This is a genomic window from Clostridium lapidicellarium (assembly GCF_041224415.1).
Lineage (GTDB): Bacteria > Bacillota > Clostridia > Clostridiales > Clostridiaceae > Clostridium_B > Clostridium_B lapidicellarium.
The window spans coordinates 13,708-39,630 of the sequence record NZ_JBGFFE010000004.1 but is presented as its reverse complement, the minus strand read 5'-3'; the positions used below and the strand labels follow the sequence as shown (position 1 = coordinate 39,630).

At 35.8% G+C, this 25,923-nt stretch carries 25 protein-coding genes and 2 riboswitches; of the genes, 21 read left to right on the top strand and 4 right to left on the bottom strand.

Annotated features, from left to right (window positions below; translation table 11 throughout):
* Window positions 1–95: 95 nt before the first annotated feature.
* From AB8S09_RS04590 to AB8S09_RS04555, 8 genes are all read left to right on the top strand, one after another.
* Window positions 96–734: a TetR/AcrR family transcriptional regulator gene (locus tag AB8S09_RS04590; protein WP_369868552.1), complete on the top strand. Its 639-nt coding sequence runs from the start codon at window positions 96–98 to the stop codon at window positions 732–734.
* The gene (locus tag AB8S09_RS04585; RefSeq protein ID WP_369868551.1) at window positions 727–1,887 is read left to right on the top strand and encodes a macrolide family glycosyltransferase; all 1,161 of its coding nucleotides are present in this window, start codon (window positions 727–729) and stop codon (window positions 1,885–1,887) included. Before AB8S09_RS04590 ends, AB8S09_RS04585 begins: the two co-directional genes overlap by 8 nt.
* Before the next feature lie 106 nt (window positions 1,888–1,993).
* On the top strand, window positions 1,994–3,352 hold the full coding sequence (locus AB8S09_RS04580) for an MATE family efflux transporter (RefSeq protein ID WP_294182398.1): 1,359 nt from the start codon (window positions 1,994–1,996) through the stop codon (window positions 3,350–3,352).
* A 14-nt stretch (window positions 3,353–3,366) separates the two neighbouring features.
* Window positions 3,367–4,518, top strand: a complete 1,152-nt coding sequence (locus AB8S09_RS04575; RefSeq protein ID WP_294182399.1) for a metallophosphoesterase — start codon at window positions 3,367–3,369, stop codon at window positions 4,516–4,518.
* 30 nt (window positions 4,519–4,548) lie between these two features.
* Complete coding sequence (locus AB8S09_RS04570) at window positions 4,549–6,246, top strand: TaqI-like C-terminal specificity domain-containing protein (protein WP_294182400.1); 1,698 nt, start codon at window positions 4,549–4,551, stop codon at window positions 6,244–6,246.
* The gene (locus AB8S09_RS04565; protein ID WP_294182401.1) at window positions 6,243–6,449 is read left to right on the top strand and encodes a hypothetical protein; all 207 of its coding nucleotides are present in this window, start codon (window positions 6,243–6,245) and stop codon (window positions 6,447–6,449) included. Before AB8S09_RS04570 ends, AB8S09_RS04565 begins: the two co-directional genes overlap by 4 nt.
* Window positions 6,450–6,576: 127 nt before the next feature.
* Window positions 6,577–6,678: riboswitch (purine riboswitch) on the top strand.
* Window positions 6,679–6,754: 76 nt separating this feature from the next.
* Window positions 6,755–8,161, top strand: a complete 1,407-nt coding sequence (locus AB8S09_RS04560) for an NCS2 family permease (RefSeq protein WP_294182402.1) — start codon at window positions 6,755–6,757, stop codon at window positions 8,159–8,161.
* A 110-nt stretch (window positions 8,162–8,271) separates the two neighbouring features.
* A complete protein-coding gene (locus tag AB8S09_RS04555; RefSeq protein ID WP_294182403.1) occupies window positions 8,272–8,853 on the top strand; it encodes a YdcF family protein in 582 nt (193 codons plus the stop codon).
* A 68-nt stretch (window positions 8,854–8,921) separates the two neighbouring features.
* On the opposite strand, the gene AB8S09_RS04550 is transcribed toward AB8S09_RS04555, so the two are convergent.
* Complete coding sequence (locus tag AB8S09_RS04550) at window positions 8,922–9,113, bottom strand: hydrolase (protein ID WP_294182404.1); 192 nt, start codon at window positions 9,111–9,113, stop codon at window positions 8,922–8,924.
* 134 nt (window positions 9,114–9,247) lie between these two features.
* Window positions 9,248–9,829 (bottom strand): GDSL-type esterase/lipase family protein, encoded by a 582-nt coding sequence (locus tag AB8S09_RS04545; RefSeq protein WP_294182405.1) that lies wholly within the window; start codon window positions 9,827–9,829, stop codon window positions 9,248–9,250.
* A 197-nt stretch (window positions 9,830–10,026) separates the two neighbouring features.
* Window positions 10,027–10,127: riboswitch (purine riboswitch) on the top strand.
* A gap of 100 nt (window positions 10,128–10,227) precedes the next feature.
* Between AB8S09_RS04545 and purE the strand changes: the two genes are divergently transcribed.
* The 11 genes from purE to bcaP (AB8S09_RS04490) all read left to right on the top strand — a co-directional run bounded on the left by purE (window position 10,228) and on the right by bcaP (AB8S09_RS04490) (window position 22,985).
* On the top strand, window positions 10,228–10,707 hold the full coding sequence (purE, locus tag AB8S09_RS04540; RefSeq protein WP_294182406.1) for a 5-(carboxyamino)imidazole ribonucleotide mutase: 480 nt from the start codon (window positions 10,228–10,230) through the stop codon (window positions 10,705–10,707).
* A gap of 1 nt (window position 10,708) precedes the next feature.
* Window positions 10,709–11,416, top strand: a complete 708-nt coding sequence (gene purC, locus AB8S09_RS04535) for a phosphoribosylaminoimidazolesuccinocarboxamide synthase (protein WP_294182407.1) — start codon at window positions 10,709–10,711, stop codon at window positions 11,414–11,416.
* Between the two features lie 35 nt (window positions 11,417–11,451).
* Window positions 11,452–12,861, top strand: a complete 1,410-nt coding sequence (purF, locus tag AB8S09_RS04530; RefSeq protein WP_294182408.1) for an amidophosphoribosyltransferase — start codon at window positions 11,452–11,454, stop codon at window positions 12,859–12,861.
* Between the two features lie 15 nt (window positions 12,862–12,876).
* On the top strand, window positions 12,877–13,872 hold the full coding sequence (gene purM, locus AB8S09_RS04525; protein ID WP_294182409.1) for a phosphoribosylformylglycinamidine cyclo-ligase: 996 nt from the start codon (window positions 12,877–12,879) through the stop codon (window positions 13,870–13,872).
* A complete protein-coding gene (gene purN / locus AB8S09_RS04520) occupies window positions 13,860–14,474 on the top strand; it encodes a phosphoribosylglycinamide formyltransferase (RefSeq protein ID WP_294182410.1) in 615 nt (204 codons plus the stop codon). The genes purM and purN overlap by 13 nt, the downstream gene beginning before the upstream one ends.
* 20 nt (window positions 14,475–14,494) lie before the next feature.
* Complete coding sequence (gene purH, locus AB8S09_RS04515) at window positions 14,495–15,994, top strand: bifunctional phosphoribosylaminoimidazolecarboxamide formyltransferase/IMP cyclohydrolase (RefSeq protein WP_294182411.1); 1,500 nt, start codon at window positions 14,495–14,497, stop codon at window positions 15,992–15,994.
* A 26-nt stretch (window positions 15,995–16,020) separates the two neighbouring features.
* Window positions 16,021–17,262, top strand: coding sequence for a phosphoribosylamine--glycine ligase (gene purD, locus AB8S09_RS04510; RefSeq protein WP_369868548.1), 1,242 nt, complete (start codon window positions 16,021–16,023; stop codon window positions 17,260–17,262).
* Between the two features lie 140 nt (window positions 17,263–17,402).
* A complete protein-coding gene (locus tag AB8S09_RS04505) occupies window positions 17,403–18,416 on the top strand; it encodes a phosphodiester glycosidase family protein (RefSeq protein WP_369868547.1) in 1,014 nt (337 codons plus the stop codon).
* 14 nt (window positions 18,417–18,430) lie between these two features.
* Window positions 18,431–19,477 carry an NHL repeat-containing protein gene (locus AB8S09_RS04500; protein WP_294182414.1) on the top strand — a complete coding sequence of 349 codons (1,047 nt, stop codon included), beginning with the start codon at window positions 18,431–18,433 and terminating at the stop codon, window positions 19,475–19,477.
* Window positions 19,478–19,843: 366 nt separating this feature from the next.
* Window positions 19,844–21,277: a branched-chain amino acid transporter BcaP gene (gene bcaP, locus AB8S09_RS04495; protein WP_294182415.1), complete on the top strand. Its 1,434-nt coding sequence runs from the start codon at window positions 19,844–19,846 to the stop codon at window positions 21,275–21,277.
* A 304-nt stretch (window positions 21,278–21,581) separates the two neighbouring features.
* Window positions 21,582–22,985: a branched-chain amino acid transporter BcaP gene (bcaP, locus tag AB8S09_RS04490; protein ID WP_294182416.1), complete on the top strand. Its 1,404-nt coding sequence runs from the start codon at window positions 21,582–21,584 to the stop codon at window positions 22,983–22,985.
* 82 nt (window positions 22,986–23,067) lie between these two features.
* On the opposite strand, the gene AB8S09_RS04485 is transcribed toward bcaP (AB8S09_RS04490), so the two are convergent.
* Entirely contained in the window at window positions 23,068–23,961 is an 894-nt protein-coding gene (locus AB8S09_RS04485; RefSeq protein ID WP_369868546.1) for an MBL fold metallo-hydrolase, read from the bottom strand.
* A 176-nt stretch (window positions 23,962–24,137) separates the two neighbouring features.
* Between AB8S09_RS04485 and AB8S09_RS04480 the strand changes: the two genes are divergently transcribed.
* A complete protein-coding gene (locus AB8S09_RS04480) occupies window positions 24,138–24,458 on the top strand; it encodes a hypothetical protein (RefSeq protein ID WP_294182438.1) in 321 nt (106 codons plus the stop codon).
* Here the strand turns inward: AB8S09_RS04480 and AB8S09_RS04475 are convergent, their stop codons facing one another.
* A complete protein-coding gene (locus AB8S09_RS04475; protein ID WP_294182418.1) occupies window positions 24,459–25,094 on the bottom strand; it encodes a 5-methyltetrahydrofolate--homocysteine methyltransferase in 636 nt (211 codons plus the stop codon). It abuts the gene before it with no gap.
* Between the two features lie 182 nt (window positions 25,095–25,276).
* Between AB8S09_RS04475 and AB8S09_RS04470 the strand changes: the two genes are divergently transcribed.
* Window positions 25,277–25,861, top strand: a complete 585-nt coding sequence (locus AB8S09_RS04470) for a TetR/AcrR family transcriptional regulator (protein ID WP_294182419.1) — start codon at window positions 25,277–25,279, stop codon at window positions 25,859–25,861.
* Window positions 25,862–25,923 lie beyond the last annotated feature (62 nt).

The window sequence follows — 25,923 nt, the reverse complement described above, 5'->3', positions numbered from 1 at the left end:
GAATACTTCTTACACTTCATTGACAAAACAATAAAAGACTGCTATCATATTTATAAACCGACCGACGGTTTATAATAAATGTGAGGTGAATTATTTTGAAGCAGGAGAAAAGAGTTCTTTTAACTAAAAGTAAAATATTAAATGCAGCTATAAAGCTATTTTCAGAAAAAGGATATAGCAAAACGACTATGCAAGATATAATGCTGTTAAGTGGGCTGTCAAAAGGAGCTATATATCATTATTTTAAAAGCAAACAAGAGATTTTGGATTATCACATAAATTCTCAAAAAAAATTAGTTACAAACCAATTGAAAGATTTGGCTGAAAATCCTACTTTGACAGCTAAACAGAAAATCGAAAATATTATAGACCAACTTTTTTCAAATGAATCACTGATTGAATTGACTGGCAATAAATGGGCTGAGAAAGTTCCTTTTGCATTACTGGACACTCTGAGAAATTCATTAAACGTATTATCTGGTTATATTGAGGAGATTCTTGAACAAGGTAATATCGACGGGGAATTTGCCTGTATTTATCCAAAGGAAGTATCTCAAATACTTATTGTTTTAATTGATATATGGCTTGACCCTGTTATTGTTAATTCCAGTTATGAAGAAATGTGTAATAAAGTGGATTTTATTATTCTGTTCTTAAGAAAATTAGAGATTCCCATTATTAGTGATGAAAGCGGGCAGAAAATTAAGGAAAGGTTAAAGTGCTACTATGTCTAAAAAAGCAAAAATACTCATGGTAAATCTCCCATTTTCAGGTCATACGAATCCTACATTGGAATTAGCAGAAATATTTGTGTCATTGGGACATAAAGTTTCTTATATACATTCTCCAGATTGGAAAGACAAGGTCGAAAAGACAGGTGCAAATTTTATAGCATATGATGATTATCCTGTAACTTTATCGAACTTTCAAAAGGAAATAAAAAGTTGGGGTGCTGCGTACCGAACGGTGCAGCGAATTGGAAAAGAATATGATTGCTTAATATATGAGATGTTGTTTTTGCCAGGAAAATCATTAGCTGATCAATTAGGAATTCCTTCTTTCCGTTTGTTTTCAACATTTTCTCTCAATGAAAAAGTTCTAAGTGATTTCGGAATGACTGGCGGTTGGTATATGACGTGTATATTTCGCTTCCCTCATCTTTGCAAAATGATATCTAAAATTTTGAAAAGAAAGTTTAATTTGCGATATGCAAGCATAGCACAGGAAATTGTAGAGAATGCACCTAAGCTAAATTTTACTTATACGGTTAAAGATTTTCAAATTTACTCTAACGAGTTTGAAGATAATCATTATAAATATGTGGGATCATCGTTAGGCGGAAGAAAAGAAGGTGATTTTGATTTCACTAAAATGAAAGGACCCATTATATATATTTCTCTTGGAACATTACTAAATACATCGGCTAAATTTTTTAAGAAATGTATTGAGGCTTTTCGAGACCAGCCTTTTTCTGTAATTATGTCTATTGGAAATACTGTGAAGATTGAGCAGCTTGGTGAAATACCAGATAATTTCTTTGTTTATTCATTTGTTCCGCAATTAAAGGTATTACAAAAAGCTTCTCTTTTTATTACTCACGGAGGAATGAACAGTGTAAATGAAGCATTGTTTTATGGCGTACCAATGCTGGTAATACCTGTAGGAAACGACCAACCCATGGTCGCTCGGCAAATCAAAAACTTGAATTTGGGTAAATATATAGAGCATGAGAATGTGAATCCAGCTTTATTATTAGAAACATCAATGGAGATATTAAGAAATAAAACTTTTAAAGATAGATTAAAAAACTTTCAGACAAAGTCACAATCCGCAGGAGGAAATACAGAAATTGCTCGACAAATATTGGCGGAGCTAAACAAATATTAAAGAGTCAGAATCATAAGTTGACAACAAAATGTAAAAAAAATATTGCTATAATTGTTAAGTTATTATATAATTAGTTTTCGTACAATTAATTGGGAGGAAATTTTATTTGGAACGTTCAACTAAATTAAGGAATGAAAAAGTAAGTAAATTATTGCTGGAATTTTCAATACCTGCTATAATCGGCATGTTGGTTAATTCCATGTATATTGTAATAGATAGAATATTTATAGGAAGAGTTGTAGGTGCAATGGCCATATCTGGAGTGAGCTTGACTTTCCCAATCGGGATACTGATAATGGCATTTAGTATGCTTATAGGAATCGGTGCTGCTGCAAGTATTTCCATAAGACTTGGGCAAGACAAAAAAGATGAAGCGGAACATATATTGGGCAATGCATTTGTGCTTCTTATTGTAATGTCGATGGTAGTTACCATACTGGGACTTATGTTTGTGGAACCCATGCTCATAGCTTTTGGGGCGAGCAAAAACACACTTATCTATGCTAAGGAATTTATAAGTATAATAATTGCAGGTTCAGTATTTCAAACAATGGGCTTTGGACTCAACAACATAATACGTTCTGAGGGAAACCCCAAAAAGGCCATGTTTACAATGCTTGTAGGTGCCATAACGAATATAGTTCTGGATTATATATTTATATGTCTGCTCCATTTTGCCATAAAAGGTGCAGCTGCAGCTACTGTAATTTCTCAGGCCGTAAGTATGATATGGGTACTTTACTATTTTCTGGGTGGGGACAGCCTTCTCAAGATAAAAAGGGAAAATCTGATCTTAAAAATAAGAATAATAAAACAGATATTCTCCATAGGAATGTCACCTTTTGCCATGCAGCTGGCGTCAAGCCTTGTAAATGTAATTCTGAACAGAAGCTTGTTTATATATGGAGGCGATTTGGCAATAGGAGCTATGGGAATAATAAATAGTATAACAACTATAATATTTATGCCCATATTTGGAATCAACCAGGGTTCACAGCCAGTTATCGGTTTCAATTACGGGGCTAAGCTGTATGACCGTGTCAAAAATGCACTTAAGCTGGCAATTATAGCGGCGACGGTTATATCCACATTGGGGGCACTGTGTGCCTACATTTTTCCCTATGTATTGGTGGGCCTGTTTAATAAAAATGATGTGAACCTCACAAATATAACAGTAAACGGCATTAAAATATTTATGGCAATGTTTCCCATACTGGGTTTTCAAATAGTAAGTTCAAATTTTTTCCAGGCCATAGCAAGGGCTAAAATATCCATATTTTTATCACTTTCCAGGCAGGTAATAGTTCTTATTCCAATGCTCCTTATGCTTCCCAGAATATTTGGCCTCAATGGAGTGTGGCTTGCAGCTCCTGTTTCCGATGGAATATCTTCTGTTCTTACAGCCATATTTTTATTTCTTGAAATTAAAAAATTGAAAACACCCGGTATGTCAAATTTAATGTAAATAAGGTGATTTTTATGATATATGTGATTGGCATATTATGCATGCTTGTATTTGCTGCAGTGAATTTATATATTGGAATAACTATTTTTGAAACTTTTAGATATTTTATGCCATCTGTGAATTCATATATCTATTGGACTATATTTTTGCTTATTGTACTTTCATTTTTTATAGGAAAGCTTTCAAAAAAAATTCTACCTGAGTCTGCAAGTAAAATATTCTATACAATAGGCTGTTATTGGATGGCTGCAATCTTTTATTTTATAATGGCCGTGGTGGTATTTCAAATTATCAATTTGCTTCATTACTTTTTTCCCTGCATTTATATTTATGACAGAGTTCGATGGAAGGCCATATTTTATACTATTTCAATGTCGGTTATCTCTATTGTTTTGATAGATGGTACCTATAATGCCAATTCAATAAAACTGTCCAAGTACGATTTACAGGTTGAGAAGGATATGACGGGTGTTGAAAAATTGAATATAGTAATGGTGTCTGATATTCATGCAGGTAGAATAATAGGGAAAAACAGGCTGGTAAAACTGGTGAAAAATATAAATCTTGTAAAACCCGATCTGGTCATTTTGGCAGGTGATGTCATAGATGATGACGTTAATTTGAACGAGCTTGGAGATATACTTGAACCTTTGAAAAATATAAATTCTGTCTATGGTGTATATGCAGTACTTGGAAATCATGAATATATAGGTGGAAATACAGATTACATGGTGCGGGAGTATAGAAAATTGAATATAAAATTGTTGGTAGATGAGCCTGAGGATGTGGACGGCAAATTTTATATAATAGGACGAAACGATACGGCCTGCAGGAATTTTACAGGCAGGGAGAGAAAAGACATATTTCAGCTGGCAGAAGAATGTGACAGAACTAAATTGTTGATAACAGTAGATCATAAGCCGATAGATCTGAAAAATTGTAAAAATGCAGGAATAGATATTCAGTTTTCCGGGCATACCCACAGGGGCCAATTATATCCTTTGAATTTTATAACCAGAAAAATTTTTAAAATTGACTGGGGGCATTTAGAGGACTGTGGATTTAATATCATAGTTTCTTCAGGTTTTGGGACCTGGGGGCCACCGGTGAGGGTTCACAGCAGATCTGAGATCGTTCAAGTCGTTTTGAGGGGAGCTTCAGTTTAGAGATTTTTGATAAAAAGGGGGCAGTTTTTAGTGGATGAAGGCCGGGAAACCCATGTATTGGGTGAAAAATACGAAAAATCTATGAATTCAGAGGAGAGGAAAAAAAAGGGCAGCTTCTATACTCCGTATCATATAGTGGATTACATAGTTAAAAATATTATGTATGATTTGGATGTTAGAAAAAATCCTTTCATAAAGGTACTGGATCCTTCCTGCGGCAGTGGATATTTTTTAATAAGAGCGTATGAAATTCTAATAGAAAAATTCAGCAAAAACTTAAAATTTATAAGAGAAAATTTTAAAAATGAAAATTATAAAATCAAAGACAAGTATGGGATTAGATATGTAAAGGGCACGGAATATTGGCAGTATTCGAATTTGAGTTATCACGTACTGACAAAATGCATATATGGGGCCGATATAGATGAATTTGCCGTAAAACTGGCAAAAATAAATTTATGCAATAAAAGTGGAGCCGATATAGGACTTGAACACAATATCATATGCTGTAACAGTTTGATAAAATGGGAGAAGGGCGATGGCAAGAAACAATGCTGCGGCCTGAAGCCTGAAGAAATATCTGAATTCTGGGAGAGAAAATATGACTGCATACTTGGAAATCCACCATGGATATCTCTTAGCAGGAAATATAAAAAGAACATAGAGAATTATTTGGTGGATTACTATGTTGAAAATTACGGCGGCAATACCTATTTACCTAATTTATATGAATATTTTATAAAAAGATCTATGGAACTTTTAACACCTCACGGAAGGTTTGGATTTATAGTTCCGGACAGGTTGGCCAGTAATCTTTGCTACAGGGATTTTAGAAGGAGCCTGCTTGAAAATTATAGTATATTGAACTTGACTTTTGGAATAAAATTTCCAAGGGTGAATGCTGACTCTATGATAATTATAGTTGAAAACAACGCCAGGAAGCATAATAGAGTGAACATCGACATATGTGAAAAGAGGGTATATACTGTAAGCCAGCAGCAGTATCTAGGGAACCTGAATTTTGAATTTTCCCACTGCTGTAGTTCCAATAGCCTGTTTTTAAAGAAGCATATTGAAGAATCCAGTAAAAAACTTTCCGACATATGCAGCACTTTCACCGGTTTTATAGGCTGCAGTGCTAAAATCACTTCAAATAGGGCAAGCTGCAGACAGATAGAGGTACTGAAAGGTGAAAATGTAGGGAAATTTAAAATATCCGGCAACTTTTATTATGACTTTATTCCTGAAAATATAAAGGGCGGGACCAAGGATATGAAAAAGCTTGCCAGAAAGAATAAAATAATTATCAGGAAAACCGGGAAAAACTTAATTGCCGCCCTGGACCCCAGGGGGTATATAATAGAACAGTCACTGTATGGAATAATATGCAAGAATAGAGATTTTACATCCCTCTATATTTTGGGAATATTGAATTCCACACTAATACAGTGGTATTATCTCAATTTTTTAATAACAAATATCAATTCAACCCCTCAAATAAAAAAATACAGCCTGGATCAGATACCTGTACATGAGTGCGGTTTGCGGGAAAAATCAGAAGTGGAAAAATTAGTACATAAAATAATATGTGGAAATGGAGAAGAGAATTTGTCTGAGAAAAAATTGGACGAATTCGTGTTTGATCTATATAATATTGACTGTAAGCAGAGATCTTTCATAGTAAATGAGGTAAAGACGGCGAAAAAACGTGGGGGGAATGGTATGTGATAACTTTATTTTGCATTTTATTTATAATATTGATATTTTGTTTGCTTCTGTCCATAGTTGGAATCATAGTTTTTCCCATTATCGGATTTGTGATAGCCATAGTATTTTTTGCAGCTGTAGTTGGTATTGTATTTAAAATTGTATTTTCCATTCCTTTTTTAATTTTTGCTGTAATACTGCTGGCAGTTTATATGCTTAGATAGAGACAATATGGTATAAATATTCGCCATGTAGTGAACTATAAATAAGACAGGTTTTTTATGGTATTTATGTGTGGGAATGTTATTGACTTATTATGTGTATGATGTTAATATAATTACGTAAATTTAATAAATTCTTTAGAAGAACATTCGTATAATCTTGATATAATACGGTTCAAGAGTTTCTACCAGGAGACCAAAACTCCTGACTATGAGTGGATTCCAGGGAGAAAATATTTTTAAGTGTTTTCTAATTTGGATTATTCCATAATTCATGTTAGAAATTTTTTTATTTTGGAGGTATTTACATGGAAGTTAAAAAATCTAGACTGGACTCATTTTTTAAGCTAACTGAGAATCACACTGATGTAAAAACAGAAATTTTAGCGGGCTTTACTACTTTTATCACTATGGCCTATATAATTTTTGTGAACCCAAGTGTGCTTATGCAGGCCGGCATGAACACCAGAAATCTTATGGGGGATGCTGCAGTCAAAGCAGGACTTTCTGCAATCAATGATCCTATAGTAGCATCAATATTTGTAGCAACTTGTATAGCAGCGGCTGTCGGAACTTTTGTAATGGCACTTTATGCGAATCTTCCCTTTGCACAGGCACCTGGCATGGGATTGAATGCATTTTTTACATATAGTGTTTGTATAGGAATGGGATACAGGTGGCAGCAGGCACTGGCGGCTGTTTTAGTATCGGGAATAATATTTATAATAATTACGGTTACATCTATTAGAGAAAAAATTGTCGATGCCCTTCCGTATAATTTAAAACTTGCCATATCGGGCGGAATAGGATTGTTTATAGCACTTATAGGCCTTAAAAATGCAGGTATCGTCGTATCTGATCCCGCTACTCTGGTGGCTTTTGGAAAGCTGACTACACCTCATGTACTTGTTGCAATCATAGGTATTTTAATTACAACCATACTCATGGCAAGAAATGTCAAAGGATCCATACTTATAGGGATAATTTTAACCACCATAATTGGCATACCCTTTGGTGTAACGCATACTTCGGGAATAAAGCTCATAAGTGCCCCGCCTTCGCTGGCACCTACATTTTTTGCATTTGATTTTAAAGGCCTCCTTGGAATAGGGAAAGCAGGCTTGGTAGGTGCCATCAGCAGTTTGGTCATGGTAATCATAACTTTTACGCTGGTGGATCTGTTTGATACTATAGGCACGCTTGTGGGAACAGCCGAGAAAGCAGGCATGGTTGATGAAAACGGAAAAGTCAAGAACATGCACAAAGCACTTTTGTCAGATGCACTGGCAACTACTGTAGGCTCTCTTCTTGGAACAAGTACAGTGAATACATATGTGGAATCCACTGCCGGTGTTACGGCAGGAGGAAGAACTGGTCTCACGTCCTTTACTGTGGGAATACTTTTTATACTTTCACTGTTCTTTTCTGGATTGGTCGGCATAGTTCCCACTGAAGCTACAGCCCCGGCACTTATAATCGTAGGTGCACTTATGATGGGAGTAGTTACTAAAATAGATTTCAGTGATTTTACAGAAGCACTTCCGGCATTTTTCGCCATAGCTTTTATGCCATTTAGTTACAGTATAGCAAATGGTATTGCGGCGGCTATAATATTTTATCCGATTGTCAAGGTGGTTACAGGTAGATATAAGGAAGTTCATCCGATAGTATATGTACTTGCCGCTCTTTTCATATTCAGGTTTGCAATGCTTTAAATTATAAACATTGATGAAATATTAGTATATAAGGTTGAAATTTCCTCATTAATAAACTATTATATTATAAATGACGTTGTATAAATAACAAGTGATAGGTGGTTTTTTAAATGAGCCGGAAATTGAAGTTTGCAGTGTGTTTTGTCACCATAGTGTTTATGGCTGTTTTGCTGACGGAATTTCAAATAGTGTTTTTTGGAGAAGATACCAAACCTGAAAAATCGGACTGCATAATTGTGTTGGGATGCAGAGTATATGGCATTACACCCAGTCCGTTTCTAATTGGAAGATTGAACAGAGGACTTGAGCTTTATCAAAATGGCTATGGAAACTATATTATTGTGTCTGGAGGAAAGGGCCAGGGAGAAAATATATCTGAAGCGGAAGCCATGAGGACATATCTGGCATCCAGAGGAATGGACAGCTCCAGAATTATAGTGGAAGACAAATCTGCATCTACTATGGCAAATTTAATAAACTCTAAAAAAATAATGGACACGATGGGTTTTAAAACTGCTGTCATAGTATCCAATAAATATCACTTGAAAAGAGCTTCTTTAATGGCAAAGAGCCAGCACATAAAGGGAAGCTATGCGGGAGTATTCATGTCTTCCTATAAAATGAGGGAAATTGGTGGATATATCAGGGAAATACCTGCCATTTGGAAATATTATCTTCTAAAGGCTAGTTAAAATCCGGTTTCAACTGTTAGATTAAAAAACAAACTGCCCTGCAGTTAACCGCAGGGCAGTTTGTTTTTTTAATCTACAAAGCTATTCCAGTAATTTGAATAATCCAGTACTATTGAATCTGATTTTGCATCTCCTACATTGTAACAATAAGCCAGTTCTTTTATAAAATCTTTTGCTGAAAGTCCCGACTCGGAGATTATGTCATCAATTTGTTCTCGCAGATTTTCAGGTATTTTGGAAATACAGGAAGTAGTATTCATTTTGATAATCCCCCCTAAGGATATTAATATATTATATACTATATTCTCATGATAAGCTATATATAACTCATATTGTACCTTAAATGTAGCACTTTGCTTGTAACATGTCAATAAAGAATAGCCTACTTTTTGTTTTATGCTAGAGATTTAAAAAAATTTATTGTACACTCGGCCATCAATTCATGTCCTAGTGTAGAGGGATGCAGGCCATCTACAAACAGTCGGTTTGCACCTATGTCCTTTAATTTTTCACGAAAGCAGTCATAATAATCTATATAGTGAAATTTGTTCTCATCACAAAAACTTATTATCCAATTTCTATAGTTCTCCTGAAGTTTGTTTATCTTATTATAATTCAAGGTGCTGTCCCATTTTTTTTCAGCCATGAGTTTGTCTACAGCAGGTTCTATGCCTATTATTGAAATTATTTTATAATTTACTGCATCTTTTACAATGAGTGTTATATTGTCTGTTACTATTTTTAAAGATCTATTGCTCATAAAATCATTACTTCCGCCCATGATGATGACATAATTGGGATGATTTTTTATTACGTCTTCATAAGAACGGGATAACATTCCGGAGGTTGTATCTCCATTTGCGCCTTTATTTAAGACCTCCATTTGAAGGGGCTCTTTTATGAGTGACACCCAGTTTTCCTTTGCAGGAACACCATATCCAAAAGTTAAACTGTCTCCTATGCATACTAATTTCATCTTTGAATACCTCCTTGTTTTATTCAGCTTTTATAATTAATGTTATAATTATGTTTTTTTAAGGATAATGTTCGATATGATACGAACATTGTTATTGTTAATTGAAATACAATTTTAATTTAGACGAATATTATAAGATAAATTAAAATTAATATATTGAATTATACAATTTCCTATGTTAATATAATTATATCAGAAATAAATATAAATGTAGTATCCATATAATCCTAATAATCTGGTTTAGGAGTTTCTACAGGAAACCGTAAATTTCCCGTCTATGGATTGAGTTGTGAAATCACTCATTTTTAGGATTCTTAGAAATTTACGGCTGTAGATTTCTAAGAATCTTTTTGATTTAGTCAATTGTAAATTGTTAATTGTAAAAGGAGGATGTATTTATGAAAGTAGCAATTATATTTGGCAGTAGTTCTGACATAGATAAGATGAAAGGTGCAGCTAAAGTTCTAAAAGAATTTGGTATAGAATATAAAGCTTATATCCTGTCTGCCCATAGAGTCCCGGAAAAACTTTTGGAAACTGTGAAGAAACTGGAAAATGACGGCTGTGAATGCATAATTTCTGGAGCAGGTCTTGCGGCCCATCTTCCAGGAGTCATTGCAGCAAATACCACATTGCCGGTTATAGGAGTTCCACTTAATGCAGCAGTTGGAGGACTTGATTCTTTGTTTTCAATAGTGCAGATGCCGAAATCAATACCTGTAGCTACAGTTGGAATAAACAACAGCTATAACGCAGGTATGCTTGCAGTTGAGATTTTAGCACTTAAATATTCTGAAATTAGGGATAAATTGCTTAAGTATAGAAAAGATATGAAAGAAAAATTTATAAATGAAAATGGAAAAGGAGTGGAATTATAAAATGGAAAAGGAAAAAATGATTTACGAGGGAAAGGCAAAAAAAGTTTATGATACTGATGATAAAGATAAGGTTATAATTTATTATAAAGACGATGCTACAGCTTTTAACGGACAGAAGAAAGGGCAGATTCAAGACAAGGGTGTAATGAACAACACAATCACTTCCATGCTGTTTGAGCTTCTTGAAAAACATGGGATACAGACTCATTTTGAAAAAAAATTGAGCAACAGGGAACAGCTTTGCAAAAAAGTAGACATAATTCCTCTGGAAGTCATAGTGAGGAACGTAGCAGCAGGAAGTATGGCAAAGAGACTTGGATTAAAAGAAGGGACACCTCTCAAGACTACGGTGTATGAATTGAGCTATAAAAATGATGAACTGGGTGATCCGCTTATAAACGACTACCATGCAGTTGGAATTGGAATTGCCACTTTTGATGAATTGAAGACCATATATGATATGACAAAAAAGGTAAATGATGTTTTGAAGGAGTTCTTTTTGAAGCAGGGAATAAAACTCATTGATTTTAAAATTGAATTTGGAAAATTTAACGGTAAAATACTTTTGGCTGATGAAATATCGCCGGATACCTGCAGACTGTGGGATGCAAAGACAAATGAAAAATTGGATAAGGATAGATTTAGAAGAGATTTGGGAAATGTGAAGGAAGCTTATGAGGAGATATTGAAGAGAATAAGTAGTAAATAAATCCTTGTTGTATGGGTATAAAAGGAGAGAATTTTATGTGCACTTTATTAGAGGATAAATTTAAAGATGAATGTGGTGTTTTTGGTGTATTTTCCAAAAATAACCTGGATGTGGCATCTCTTACCTATTATGGATTGTATGCCCTTCAGCACAGGGGACAGGAAAGTGCGGGAATTGTGGTTTCTGATGGAAATGAGTTCAAGTACCATAAAGGTATGGGACTTGTAGCAGATGCCTTTGACAGGAAATTACTTGGATGTCTAAAGGGAAAAATTGCAATAGGGCATGTGAGGTATTCTACGGCAGGATCCAGTACTTTGAGCAATGCACAGCCCCTTATAGTTAAATGTAAATTAGGACCAATTGCCATAGCACATAATGGAAATCTGGTGAATGCAGATGTGATCAGGGCGCTTCTGGAAGATGCTGGATACACTTTCCAGACTTCTGTGGATTCAGAAGTTATATTGAGCCTTATTGCACGGGGGGTCGAAAAAGATATTGGCAGGGCCATAGTGGATGCAATTCAAGCTGTAAAGGGATCTTACGCCATTGTTATTTTAACCAGGGATAAGCTTATAGGCGTCAGGGATCCAAATGGAATAAGGCCTCTCTGTATAGGTGAATTAAATGGCGATTATATAATCTGCTCTGAAAGCTGTGCACTGGATTCCATAGGTGCGAATTTTGTAAGGGATGTAGCTCCGGGGGAAATTGTCATAGTGGATAAGGACGGAATTAAATCCATAAACTTTGCTGAAAAGACAAAGTGTGAAACGTGCTCTTTTGAATATATATATTTTGCAAGGCCAGACAGCACTATAGACGGGATAAATGTCTATACTTCCAGAATCAAAGCAGGAAAGGTGCTTTACAGGGAAAGCCCTGCAGAAGCCGATGTGGTAATAGGTGTTCCCGATTCGGGAATACCGGCGGCCCTTGGATATTCCGAGGCATCGGGCATCCCATATGCTATAGGTTTTATAAAAAATAAATATGTAGGCAGAACTTTCATATCACCTTCCAAAGAACTTAGATCCAAGGCGGTGGCCGTGAAATTAAATCCACTTAAAGTGAATGTAGAAGGGAAGAGAGTTGTAATAGTAGATGATTCAATAGTAAGGGGCACCACCAGCAGAAAACTTGTGGAAATACTTAGAAGGGCCGGAGCCAGTGAGGTACATTTCAGAGTCAGTTCACCTGTGGTAAAATATCCCTGCTATTTTGGCATTGATACCCCTTATAGAAAGGATCTCATAGGTGCCAATGCAAGTGTGGAGGAGATAAGAGAGGAAATAGGAGCGGACAGCCTGGGATATATAAGTATAGATGGTATTTTAAAATCATTGGACTGCAGCGGTAAAAGAGGATATTGTGTAGGATGTTTCAGCGGAGTCTACCCTATATCTGCGCCTATGGAAAAGGATAAAAATTATTTAGAGTAAAGGATGGTTTTTAATATGACAACCTATAAGGATGCTGGTGTAAACATTGAAGAAGGTTATAAATCCGTAAAGCTTATGAAACGGTATTCGGCCAGTACTTTTACTCCCGGTGTATTAAACGGGATTGGAAGTTTTGCAGGCATGTTTGAGTTAGGTGATTATAAAAATCCAGTGCTTGTTTCTGGTACTGATGGAGTTGGAACAAAGTTGAAGATAGCTTTTCAAATGGGTGTTTATGATACTGTTGGAATAGATTGTGTTGCCATGTGTGTAAATGATATCCTGTGCCATGGAGCAAAACCTCTTTTCTTTCTGGATTATTTGGCTTGTTCTAATTTGAAGGCAGATGTTGCAGCGGATTTAGTTAAGGGTGTGTCAAAAGGATGCATTCAAGCGGGATGTGCGCTGATCGGCGGTGAAACAGCTGAAATGCCCGGGTTTTATGCCAAGGGTGATTACGATATGGCAGGTTTTACTGTTGGAGCCGTTGAAAAAGACGATATAATAGATGGAAGTAAAGTGGAAGAAGGGGATGTGCTTGTTGGCATAGCTTCAAGTGGGGTTCACAGCAATGGTTATTCACTTGTGAGGAGTCTTGTGGGAGATCTTGAAAAGAGTTTTGGCGGCAGTACATTGGGGCAGGTACTGCTGACTCCTACAAAGATATATGTTAAACCTGTTGCCAGACTTTTGCAAAAATTTAATATAAAAGCCATGGCCCATATAACCGGCGGAGGTTTCTTTGAGAATGTACCAAGGATGTTCAAGGGGGATTTTACCGCTGTTATAGATAAAAAGAGCTATAAAATTCCTGACATATTTAAATACATAATGGATTTGGGAGTGGGTGAACGGCAGATGTACAATACTTTCAACATGGGAATAGGTTTTGTATTGTGTGTAAAACCTTCAGATGCCGACAGTGTGGTGTCGGAGCTTGAAAAAATGGGAGAAAAGGCGTACGTAATAGGTAATGTAAAAAAAGGAGAAAGAAAAGTATGTTTAAAATAGCAGTTTTGGCCTCTGGCGGTGGAACGGATTTTCAATCCATAATAGACGGTGTGGAAAGCGGATACCTTGAAAACTGCAGTATTGAGATGCTTATATCGGATCGTCCTGGTATACATGCCATTGAAAGGGCTAAAAAACATGGTATTGAAAATAAAGTATTGGATAGTAAGGTTTATGGAGCCGGCCTATCGGATGAAATATTGAAATTGCTGCATGGAAAAGTGGATTTGATAGTATGTGCAGGATGGCTTTCCATATTGCAGGGGAAACTTATCTCAGAATTTAAAAATAAAATAATAAATATACATCCTTCTCTGATACCATCATTTTGTGGAGACGGCATGTATGGCATTAAAGTACATGAATCTGCAGTTAAAAAAGGTGTGAAGGTATCGGGATGTACAGTACATTTTATCGATTCAGGTACTGACAGCGGACCTATAATTTTTCAAAAAGCAGTACCTGTATATTTTGAAGATACCGCCGGGGATCTTCAAAAAAGAATATTGAAAGAGGAACATAGGGCGCTTCCCAGGGTCATTAAACTTGTTTCTCAAAATAAAGTGTCGGTAATACAGGGAAGAGTTAAAATTGGCAAATAAGAATAATTGGAGGGTCGATTATGATAAATCGTGCACTTATAAGTGTCTATAATAAACAGGGTTTGCTTGAATTGGCGCAGTTTTTGGCAGGCAGGGGAGTCGAAATAATATCTACGGGCGGGACGTATAAATACCTTTTGGACAATGGCATAAGGGTTACGGAAGTGTCAGAAGTTACAGGATTTGATGAGATACTGGATGGCAGGGTTAAAACCCTGCACCCGGCAATACACGCAGGAATACTTGCCAAAAGGGATAATAAAGAGCACATGGATACAATAAAAAGCAAAAACATACTCCCCATAGATATGGTTGTTGTAAATTTGTATCCTTTTTTTGATAAAGTATGTGAAGATATAAGCTTTGATGAAAAAATAGAGTTTATAGATATAGGCGGGCCGGCCATGATAAGGGCGGCAGCCAAGAATTTTAAAGATGTGGTAGTAGTTACGGATGTTAAGGATTATTCTCCGGTAATTGAGGAGATAAAATCATCAGGGAATGTAAAATATGAGCTTAAGAAAAAGCTGGCAGGAAAGGTATTTAACCTCATGTCCGCCTATGATGGCGCAATAAGTAATTTCCTGCTGGACGAAGAATATCCTGAGTACCTGAGCCTGTCTTATAAAAAATCCCAGAATCTGAGGTATGGGGAAAATCCTCACCAGAGTGCGGCATATTATACTGAAACTGTGGGAAAAGCTCCCATGAAAGATTTTGAGCAGTTAAACGGAAAGAGGCTTTCCTACAACAATATGAGAGATATGGATATGGCATGGAAAGCGGTAAATGAATTTGAGGAAATATGCTGTGTTGCAGTAAAACACAATACTCCCTGCGGTGCGGCAATTGGCAGGGATCTCCACGAGGCCTATGTGAGGGCTTATGAATGCGATCCCACTTCCATATTTGGAGGAATTATAGCTTTTAATAGAAAATTGGATGTGAGTACTGCAGAGGAAATAGTAAAAATTTTTGTGGAAATAGTTATAGCTCCCGATTTTGATAAAGAAGCTGTTGAAACGCTTAAGAAGAAAAAGAACCTCAGAATAATAAAATGTGAAGCCAAACCCACGAATGGATATGAAATAGCAAAATTGGACGGAGGGGTACTCGTACAGTCGGCTGACACGAAACTTGCGGATAAAATGAAGGTTGTAACTGAAAAAAGCCCTTCAAAAGAGGAAATGGACAATTTAATATTTGGGATGAAAGTTTGTAAATACGCAAAGTCCAATGCAATCGTAGTGGTTAAAGATTTTATGGCTAAGGGAATTGGATGTGGGCAGGTAAACAGGATATGGCCCGCTTGTCAGGCGCTTGACAGGGCAAAGGATGGCACAGTACTTGCATCTGATGCTTTCTTCCCATTTGACGATGTGGTAAAGGAAGCTGCTAAACATGGAATAAAGGCCATAATTCAGCCTGGCGGCTCCATAAGGGATGCGGACTCCATAAAGGCATGCAATGAAAATGGAGTATCTATGGTGTTTACGGGAATAAGACATTTTAAGCATTAACTTAAAATAAAGGGGGTATTTATGAAATGAAGGTACTTGTGGTGGGATCCGGCGGAAGAGAACATGCCATTTGCTGGAAGATGGCACAGAGCCCTGAGGTGGATAAAATATTTTGTGCCCCGGGAAATGGCGGTATAGAAATAGAAGATAAATGCAGTAATGTGAACATAACGGATATATGTTCCCTTATGGATTTTGCATTGAGAGAAAAAGTAGATCTAACTGTAGTAGGTCCGGAAAATCCGCTTGTAGAAGGAATTGTGGACAAATTCAGAGGCAGTGGTCTTGATATATTTGGACCCTCTTCTAAAGCTGCAATGCTGGAGGGAAGTAAGATTTATTCCAAGAATTTTATGAAAAAGTACGGCATCAGAACTGCAGAATATGCTGCTTTTGACAATATAGACAATGCTTTAAAGTATGTTGAAACTTGCAGCTACCCCGTAGTTGTAAAGGCAGACGGGCTGGCGGCCGGAAAAGGCGTTACAATATGTAAGAATCATGGTGAAGCGGAATCCGCACTTAATGACTCCATGATAAAAGACGTATTCAAAGGTGCAGGCAAAAAAGTAATTGTTGAAGAATTTCTCCAAGGGGTTGAAGCCTCAATACTGGCTGTAACGGATGGAAATACTATTATTCCCTTTATATCCTCAAAAGATCATAAGCAAATTTATGATGGGGGCATAGGCCCAAATACCGGGGGCATGGGGGCGATAGCACCGAATCCCTATTGCAGCAGGGAGGTCTTGCAAGATTTTAAAGAAAATATAATGCTTCCGACTCTGATGGGAATACAGCAGGAAATTTTAGATTACAAAGGCATAATTTTTTTCGGACTTATGATAACTAAAAAGGGTGTCTATCTTCTGGAATACAATGTAAGGATGGGGGATCCTGAAACACAGGCAGTTCTCCCCCTTATGAAAAGTGATTTTGTAGATCTTATTCAAGCTTCCCTTTCAGGAAAACTTTCGGATTTTAACCTTGAGTGGGAAAAAGGTGCCTGCTGCTGTGTAGTAGCGGCTTCCAAAGGATACCCTGCAAAATATGAGACAGGATTTGAGATAAGCGGTTTTAAAAGGGAAAATAATATTTTCGCGGCAGGTGTCAAGGGGGAAGATGGAGTTTTTAAAACCTCCGGCGGAAGGGTATTGTCTACCTATGGAACTGGCGGCAATTTGAAATCTGCTGTTAAATATGCCTATGAAAACTTGAAAAAAGTAAATTTTAAGGGAATGTATTTTAGAAAGGATATAGGGAAATAATTCAAATATCAAATCTCAGGGGTTTTCGGTTTTATCCGAAAACCCCTCGTTAATTGTAAATTGTGAATTGTAAAGTGGAAATAATTTTAAGATAATAGTAAAATATAAAATAGTGTTTATTTTATGGAGGTTATTTTAATATGAGTGATGTAGGAAAGAGGAGAATGAGAAAAAAGAAGAAAAAAAAATCTCCTTTTAAGACGTTTTTTCTATTTATAATCTATGAGCTTGTAGTGGTTGTGATTACCACTCCCTTGCTTGTATTTTATGGACCTTTTAAAAATGTTAGAAATCAGATAGTTGGAACGGCTATGGCAACTTTTACTCATCAGTATATAGCCACTTTATTTTTGTCAAAGGACAAAATAAACCAAATACTTCAGGAGGAAAAAAATGGTCAGACTACCAGTGCTGAAAGTGAAAACCCCAATGAAGTCAACATAAGCCATGCTGGTGATAAAAACATAAAGAGATATGATATAGATACTTCAAAATTCAATGGTTATATACTGGAAATAGATGATCCTAGGAGAATACGCATAGGGTATACAAGCAAACTCAGGGAAGTAGGGGAAAGAACCAGTGAAATAGCAAAACGAAATGGTGCGGTGGCTGCTATAAATGGAGGAGGATTTTCAGACAGGACCAGCAGTGGAAAACTCTGGGTAGGAACAGGGGCTTATCCTGAAGGAATTGTGATATCAGGTGGAAAACTTGTATACAGCGATGTGGGTCCAAATGAAAATATAAATGTAACAGCCTTTACTTCAAATGGAAGGCTCATAGTAGGAGATCATACTATAAATGAATTATTTTCCCAGGGTGTAGTAGAAGCCATTTCCTTTAGAAATTCTTTAATAATAAATGGAAAAACTGTGGCAGTACAAAATGAAGGATTGAATCCTAGAACTGCTATAGGACAAAAAGCGGATGGAACTGTAGTTATGCTGGTTATAGACGGTAGAAAAGGGTTCAAGATGGGTGCTTCATTAAAGGATGTACAAAATATACTTCTCCAGCAGGGAGTTGTAAATGCAAGTAATCTAGATGGAGGATCTTCTGCCACCATGTATCTAAACGGAGAGGTCATAAATAATCCCAGTGATTGGAATGGAGAGAGAACCGTAGCTACAGCTATATACGTAAAACCCTAGAGGAGAGTGGATTTATGAAAAACTTTAAGAGAATAATTAAGTGGACTCTTATACCTATAGTTATAGAATTAGTAGGCCTTTTATGCCTGAATCAGTTTTATTTTAATGGAAATACCAACTTCAGCATAAAAAAAGTGGATACTTCTTCGACTCAGGCCGAACACAAAATAAAAGTAAAAATACCGGAAGATGCCGAACAAATTAAGGTATCCAACAGCGGGAATTACATATCCTATTATGATGGCATGGCACTGCAGGTGGTTGACACTGTCAAAAATGATGTAAAAGAGGTCAATCTTGAAAATGAGCTCTCCTATTATACCTGGAATCTTGATACTGACACTATATTTATAGCTGAGAAAACGAGTACGGGAGGAAATTCAAGCAATCTAAAATTTGAATCATATGATGCAAAACGTGATGAAATCTATCCTCTAAAGAATTTGGAAAAGAATCAGGAACTTTCAATATTGCTTCCGGACGACTCCTATGAAGTTAAAGACGTTGCATTTTCAGGTGCAAGTAATGTTGCATATGTGATGAGCTGTGGAAACAATTATATAGACAGCAGAATATACAGAATTGATGTAATGATAAGAATGAATTTGGTGGATTTTATAAAGTGCAAGCTCGGCAATATAGGGGCTGTAAATGGTACTAACGGTGATGAACTCATATATGAAGACAGAACTTCGAATAGAATTAGAACTGGAAGGGGAGGTATAATAGCAACTGGTGAAAATGCCATGCATTATCTTCTGAATACAGATGAGGACAATAATATTTACATAGGAAACGGTGAGAATAATAAAATTGACAAGATTTTTGTCACAAACCTTAAAGCCGGCGGCAAAAAAGTGTATACTCTTCCGCAGTATGTGAATAAGAACAGTATATATGTTGCGAGAGACGGAAAAATATATGTGGATAACCCCAGCTCAGGCGAGGTTAAAGAATTGACTACGGGCAGGGTGACAAAGTACAATGGTAAATTGTTATCTATATATGAATATGGAGTTATAAGCCGGGATGGAAATAAGGTCGTGAACAGCTTATTTTAGGAAAACAGCTCGGGACTTAAAAACTATGCTTTTATTCCTGAGCTGTTTATTATGGTTAATTTAATTCTAAATTAAAAATATTCTCAATATTGTTAATTGATATTGATTTAAAATATATGACCAATATTTATTTTAAATATTGCTGAAGTGCTAAAAAAATATATATAAAAATGATATAGTCATATTTTTTAAAAATAATTTTATTTATAAAAACCCAAAATGTCAATATATATGGGCTATAAATCAAAAAATAAAGTTTACCGTTAATATTCTGAAAATTGTATATATTAATTTTAGTGAGTAAATTTATGCTATAATTATAATAGTTTAAAATTTATTAATATTGTTTTTGAAAGGAGTGTATGTATGGCTGCGAATAATTCTGTATTTAGGACGAGAGATCTAAATAAATTATTGGCTGAAACGAGGGGAAAAAAGGCATTAAAAAAGGTATTGGGACCTCTTGAACTGATGATGTTGGGGATAGGTGCTATAGTTGGGACAGGCATTTTCGTATTGACAGGAACTGCAGCTGCAAATTATGCAGGACCAGCACTAATATTATCTTTTATATTTTCTGGAGTTACATGTTGTTTTGCTGCACTGTGCTACTCGGAGCTGGCTGCAATGATTCCTGTGGCAGGTAGTGCCTATACCTTCGGTTATGTAGGCCTAGGTGAAATATGGGCCTGGATGATAGGCTGGGACTTGCTTATGGAGTATATGGTAGCGGTTTCAGCGGTGGCAGTTGGATGGTCCGGTTATATAGTGGCGCTTATAGAATCGGCGGGGGGAAAATTGCCGGCAGCAATTATAAACCCTCCAGGACTAAAAGGTGGAATGATAAATTTACCTTGTATATTGATCTTGTTTGTAATACTGCTTTTCCTCATTAGGGGCATGACCCAGACTGCAAAACTCAACGATATACTTGTCGTGATAAAATTAAGTGTGGTAATACTGTTCATAGTTGTGGGGGCAGCACACATTAAACCGGTTAACTGGCACCCGTTCTTCCCGTATGGTGTTAGTGGAGTTTTTAAAGGTGCGGCAATTGTATTCTTTGCCTATATAGGTTTTGATGCTGTTTCTTCGGCAGCTGAAGAAGTTAAGAATCCACAAAAGGACCTTCCTATAGGCATAATAGGTTCACTGCTTGTCTGTACTGTATTGTATATATTTGTTGCAGCAGTGTTGACAGGAGTACTTCCGTATTATACTTATAAAAATACTGCGGCTCCAGTGGCCTTCGCCCTCCAGAAAATAGGTATTACCTGGGGTTCGGCGGCAGTTTCTGTCGGCGCAATATGTGGACTTACTTCTGTACTTCTGGTTATGTCCTATGGTTCAACACGTATATTGTTCTCGCTGTCCAGAGATGGTCTGCTTCCTCAAGCTTTTTCAGACGTACATCCTAAATATGGTACGCCTGTAAAAAGTACTATAATCGTTGGAATCATAGTTATGCTGCTGTCAGGATTTGTTTCTTTGGACAGACTCGCTACCCTTACAAATATAGGTACGTTGTTTGCGTTTATTATAGTATCCGCCTCTGTTATAGTCTTAAGGAAGAGAAGACCGGAATATAAAAGACCTTTTAGATGTCCGTGGGTGCCTTTTGTTCCTATAATGTCAATGATATTGTGCTGCTGGCTGGTGGTGGATCTGCCTGTGTTTACCAAGAAGGTATTTGTAATATGGCTTGCTATAGGGCTTGTAATCTATTTCGCCTACAGCAGAAGACACAGTGTAATGAATGGGGAAGAAGAGGAAACACCTTCTCCGACAGATGGAAATTAATATATAGAATAATATGGAGGATTGCTGCGTAAATTTGATTGTGGGGGCAATCCTCTTTTTAATGGACTTATAATTATACTATTGCAACCATAATTATTCATTTTTTAGATATTTTTATATATTATGTGAAATATTATATTGTGAAAATACAGTATATGAAACAAGTTGAATATTTTATAATATAATGATTATTGTGACTAATAGATATAATAAGTTTTATTATGCTATTATATTAAGAGTATGTAAATTCTATGTAAATTTCATACTCTTAATTTTTTTCATTTATTGAAAGGAGACAGCATGTATGGGAAAATCAAATTCGATTTTCAGGACAAAATCCATAGAGGAATTATTGAATAATTCCAAGTCAGAAAAAGGAGGGTTGAAGAAAAGTTTAGGTGCATTTGAATTGACAATGATGGGAATTGGAGCAGTTATAGGGACAGGCATTTTCGTACTTACTGGAGTTGCAGCTGCAAATTATGCAGGACCTGCATTAGTACTTTCATTTATTGTTTCAGGTATGACCTGTGCATTTGCTGCATTGTGCTATGCAGAATTATCTGTAATGATGCCCGTAGCGGGAAGTGCCTATACATATGGTTATGTAGGTCTTGGAGAAATATGGGCATGGATTATAGGATGGGATCTGATACTTGAATATACAGTAACGGTAGCAACGGTTACCGTGGGTTGGTCTGCCTACGTGGTCCAAATACTTCAGGCAATAGGGATTAATATACCGGCTGCTTTTAGCAACCCACTTGGATTAAATGGCGGTATTATAAATTTACCCTGCATATTTATATTGGCTATAATCATTGCATTCTTGATTAAAGGGGTTAGTCAGAGTGCTAAATTAAATGATGTTTTGGTGATAATAAAACTTGGAGTGGTTATTCTCTTTATAGTCCTTGCATCGGGACATATAAAGCCGATTAATTGGCATCCGTTTTTCCCATATGGGGTAAATGGAGTATTTAAGGGAGCCGCAATAATATTTTTTGCCTATGTTGGATTTGATGCAATAGCAACTGCGGCAGAAGAGGTCAAGAATCCTCAAAAGGATTTGCCAATTGGCATAATATGCTCACTTCTCATATGTACCCTGCTTTATATTTTGGTTTCGGGAATTTTAACCGGTGTATTGCCATACTATGTTTATAAAAATACTGCAGCTCCGGTAGCATTTGCACTTCAGAAAATAGGCATTTCTTGGGGGTCTGCCTTGGTTTCAGTCGGCGCTCTCTGCGGCCTCACTTCAGTGCTTCTGGTTATGTGTTTCGGAGGTACCCGTATTTTGTTTTCGCTTTCCAGGGACGGACTTCTCCCGAAGATATTTTCAGACATAAACCCAAAATACGGTACGCCGGTAAAAAGTACAATCTTAATAGGAATTGTAGCTATGGTCCTTTCAGGATTTTTACAAGTTGGAAGGCTGGCAGAAATGACTAACATAGGTACTTTGATTGCATTTATAATAGTTTCCCTGTCTGTAATTATTTTAAGAAAGAAAAGACCTGATTTGGAAAGAAAGTTTAAATGTCCGGGAGTTCCGGTTACTCCCATAATTGCAGTTGTATTTTGTTCAATACTGGTTTTTTCTCTACCCACTTTCACTAAAATAGTATTTGTAATCTGGCTGGGTATAGGATTTTCTATCTATTTTATATACGGGCGAAAACACAGTACTATGAATAACGGGTAAATTTTTTGAGAATATTGTAAAAATGTGCCTTAATTGGCCTGTTAGGTCTTTTTTAAGGCACATTACATTATACAACATGACTTTATTTTGACCTGAAAAAATATAATTTACCATCTTCCACAGAATGATCTATGAGCTTATCATTGTACAGGTAGGATAAAAAGGCGGACACACCGCTGAGATCCAGATGATATTCATAGAAGTTTAAGGACAGACCGTTTAAAATAGTTATGTTTTCCAGTATGTCTTCCCTGGTGAGGGGCTGATCCAGAAGATCCAGAATTTCGTTTTTGTAATTGTATATATTAGATATGTTTTTATCCGCTAATTTTGATATTTCTCCTCTTTCGATTAATTTTTCCGAATGTCCTATTAAAAAATAATCTGCATCTATATCTTTTATTTTATTTAAAGATGATAAACTCTCTTCTATATTGTATAAATACGGGAAAGAATATTTATCCAGTATTTCACTGCTGAATATTGAGTCTCCCAAAAAGCACACTTTTTCAGGAGTTATTATCCCTATGTGTTCTATGGAGTGACCCGGCAGTGTAATTACATTGAATTTCTCATCATTTAATTTATTTATTCCATAGTCCAGAATAAAATCCACATCTATGGGTTTGTTGCTTTTGTCAAAAGCTCTTGAAGGATAAGATGAAGAGAGCATTGAAGGAAAAAGTTCCTGGTTCTCCATAAGTATACTTTCTTTTTTGGAAGCATACACAAGGCAGCCCGGATAATTTTTTTTAAAATACAAATTGCCCCCACAATGGTCCAGGTGGCCGTGAGTATTTATTATAAATTTTGGGTGAATTTTATTTTCAATAAGTAAGTTATCTATTTTTTTAGCTTCGCTGTTGTTTATACCCGTGTCTACAATCAGACAGTTTTTATTTTTAAATATGAATATTCCACAATTGGTTGGTCCGTCTATATAATATGTATTGCCCTTTATTTTATTCAGATTCATATAATACATTTCATCTCCTGAGGTTCTAATATCAAAGCATCAAATGCTTCAAATAAATAATAGCATATTTTATTAAATTTTGAAATTTATAAATGAAGGTGATATAATTTTTAATAAGTATTTTTTATACTTAAATTGACCTGGGCATTTCAGGAAAATATAATAAAATAGTGGAGGTGTGTTTTTTGGATTCTACTTTTACGGGTCTGTTGACTTTTTTAGGGTTTATAGGTATTATTCAAGGATTGGCAATGAAATACAGCAGGACAGTACGCAAAAAATTCATGCTGGATGCAGAAGGTGTGGATAAAAAGTACATTAATTTTAAAATAAATTTTCTCATTGTAGTTGGTATGGTGATATTGATGATTGAACTGATTACATATTTTAATCCACAATTGGGCAGTAAGCTGGAAATATTGCTGTCGGCATTTTTACTTTTGTCGATTACTTCTGATCTTATATACAGAAAAAGAAAAAATAAGCGCAGACGATGATCAAATGGTTTTCATGTTGCAGATATCTCTGTTGGGACATCGTGAGCAATCATGGTCTTTTTTGTTTAAGGGCAAATTTTCATCGGCTCCGTATATATATGCCATGGAATGGTCGGAAGAAAGCATATAGCCTTCCGTTACAGTTAAATTTAAAAAATTTTTGGCATCCAGTTTTTCAAGTATGTTTTTTTGATATTCAAGAGGAAGCTCTCCGTCGCCGGGTGATATTCTGCAGCTTAACCCTAGATTCAATTCTTTGGATTTTTTGTAGATGTGGGTGAAAAGCTGAGAACTTGTTTCAAACAGGTAGGAAGTGAGCATTGCATCCATTACCATTCCCCTTTTCATATTTCCATAGGAAAAAAACTCGCTTATTTTTTTACTGCAGTTATCTCCGAGAGTTATGATGCAGTACACCATGTGGCTGTAGTTTTTCATGACATTAAAGGAAAGATGGCTGTCATTTTTTTCTATGCTGAATATGCCTACGGGTTCTGCCGTTTCATATACTGTAGGAAGAAGCAAGTTGTACAGCCCTTCTATTTCATTTTCTTCCAATAACTCTCCATAGGATTTTAAAGTTCGAAATACCTGTGATTTATTTAGTTTAAAGTCGAAGTCCAATACAACTTCCATGTCAATTTACCCCCATTTATATAAACTTACCTCCATTATATAACATCAGTTTTGATAATGCTAAGTTATATTTTTTTTATTTCCCGAAAGTAGTTTGAGGAGAGTGTCTTGACATGCTCATAAAATAAACATAGAATATAAATAAATATTTATTTATTTATATTCTGGGATGGTGATATGAAATGGCTAGAATTGCGGATCCTAAAAAAATGAATAATATCAAAAAAGCAGTAATGGAATGTATAGTAGATTACGGCTATTCTGGAGTATCAATTGCTTTGATTTGTAAAAAAGCGGGGGTTTCACCCGGATATTTATATAGATACTATAACAGCAAGGAAGAGTTGGTAGAGGAATTGGTGGATTCAGAAATGAGCACCATAATTGATAACTTTATATCGGATATCAATTCTTCTGCCACAATGTACGAGGCCGGATATAAAATAATAAGAAAATTATTTATGAGTGCAAATAAAAAACCAATGCTGGCAAAATTTGCTGCTTCAGTTGTGATGGATCTGAGAATATTGACAAAAGAAAAACTTAATAAATTCAAATATGTCTTAAATTTAGCCGAAAAATGGATTGAACTGGGACAGAGAACTGGTGAGATTAAATCTAATGTAACTACTACTGAAGTACTGACTGTATCTTTTACAATCCCATTTAGCTATTTGTCGTTTTCGTTGGAATTAGAAAATAATAAAAAATTCACAGAAAAAGATGTCAAAAGGATAGCAGAAATATGTATCAATGCATTAAAGTAAATTCCGATTTATTAATGAATGAACATTTATTTATCTTATAGAAGAAGCGGAGGTACAATAAA

Excerpts from the sequence above, each read along its gene's own strand:
- AB8S09_RS04585 (WP_369868551.1), top strand. The coding sequence starts at position 727 with ATGTCTAAAAAAGCAAAAATACTCATGGTAAATCTCCCATTTTCAGGT.
- AB8S09_RS04575 (WP_294182399.1), top strand. The coding sequence starts at position 3,367 with ATGATATATGTGATTGGCATATTATGCATGCTTGTATTTGCTGCAGTG.
- AB8S09_RS04560 (WP_294182402.1), top strand. The coding sequence starts at position 6,755 with ATGGAAGTTAAAAAATCTAGACTGGACTCATTTTTTAAGCTAACTGAG.
- AB8S09_RS04555 (WP_294182403.1), top strand. The coding sequence starts at position 8,272 with ATGAGCCGGAAATTGAAGTTTGCAGTGTGTTTTGTCACCATAGTGTTT.
- AB8S09_RS04550 (WP_294182404.1), bottom strand. The coding sequence starts at position 9,113 with ATGAATACTACTTCCTGTATTTCCAAAATACCTGAAAATCTGCGAGAA.
- AB8S09_RS04545 (WP_294182405.1), bottom strand. The coding sequence starts at position 9,829 with ATGAAATTAGTATGCATAGGAGACAGTTTAACTTTTGGATATGGTGTT.
- purE (WP_294182406.1), top strand. The coding sequence starts at position 10,228 with ATGAAAGTAGCAATTATATTTGGCAGTAGTTCTGACATAGATAAGATG.
- purC (WP_294182407.1), top strand. The coding sequence starts at position 10,709 with ATGGAAAAGGAAAAAATGATTTACGAGGGAAAGGCAAAAAAAGTTTAT.
- purF (WP_294182408.1), top strand. The coding sequence starts at position 11,452 with ATGTGCACTTTATTAGAGGATAAATTTAAAGATGAATGTGGTGTTTTT.
- purM (WP_294182409.1), top strand. The coding sequence starts at position 12,877 with ATGACAACCTATAAGGATGCTGGTGTAAACATTGAAGAAGGTTATAAA.
- purN (WP_294182410.1), top strand. The coding sequence starts at position 13,860 with ATGTTTAAAATAGCAGTTTTGGCCTCTGGCGGTGGAACGGATTTTCAA.
- purH (WP_294182411.1), top strand. The coding sequence starts at position 14,495 with ATGATAAATCGTGCACTTATAAGTGTCTATAATAAACAGGGTTTGCTT.
- purD (WP_369868548.1), top strand. The coding sequence starts at position 16,021 with ATGAAGGTACTTGTGGTGGGATCCGGCGGAAGAGAACATGCCATTTGC.
- AB8S09_RS04505 (WP_369868547.1), top strand. The coding sequence starts at position 17,403 with ATGAGTGATGTAGGAAAGAGGAGAATGAGAAAAAAGAAGAAAAAAAAA.
- AB8S09_RS04500 (WP_294182414.1), top strand. The coding sequence starts at position 18,431 with ATGAAAAACTTTAAGAGAATAATTAAGTGGACTCTTATACCTATAGTT.
- bcaP (WP_294182415.1), top strand. The coding sequence starts at position 19,844 with ATGGCTGCGAATAATTCTGTATTTAGGACGAGAGATCTAAATAAATTA.
- bcaP (WP_294182416.1), top strand. The coding sequence starts at position 21,582 with ATGGGAAAATCAAATTCGATTTTCAGGACAAAATCCATAGAGGAATTA.
- AB8S09_RS04485 (WP_369868546.1), bottom strand. The coding sequence starts at position 23,961 with ATGAATCTGAATAAAATAAAGGGCAATACATATTATATAGACGGACCA.
- AB8S09_RS04475 (WP_294182418.1), bottom strand. The coding sequence starts at position 25,094 with ATGGAAGTTGTATTGGACTTCGACTTTAAACTAAATAAATCACAGGTA.
- AB8S09_RS04470 (WP_294182419.1), top strand. The coding sequence starts at position 25,277 with ATGGCTAGAATTGCGGATCCTAAAAAAATGAATAATATCAAAAAAGCA.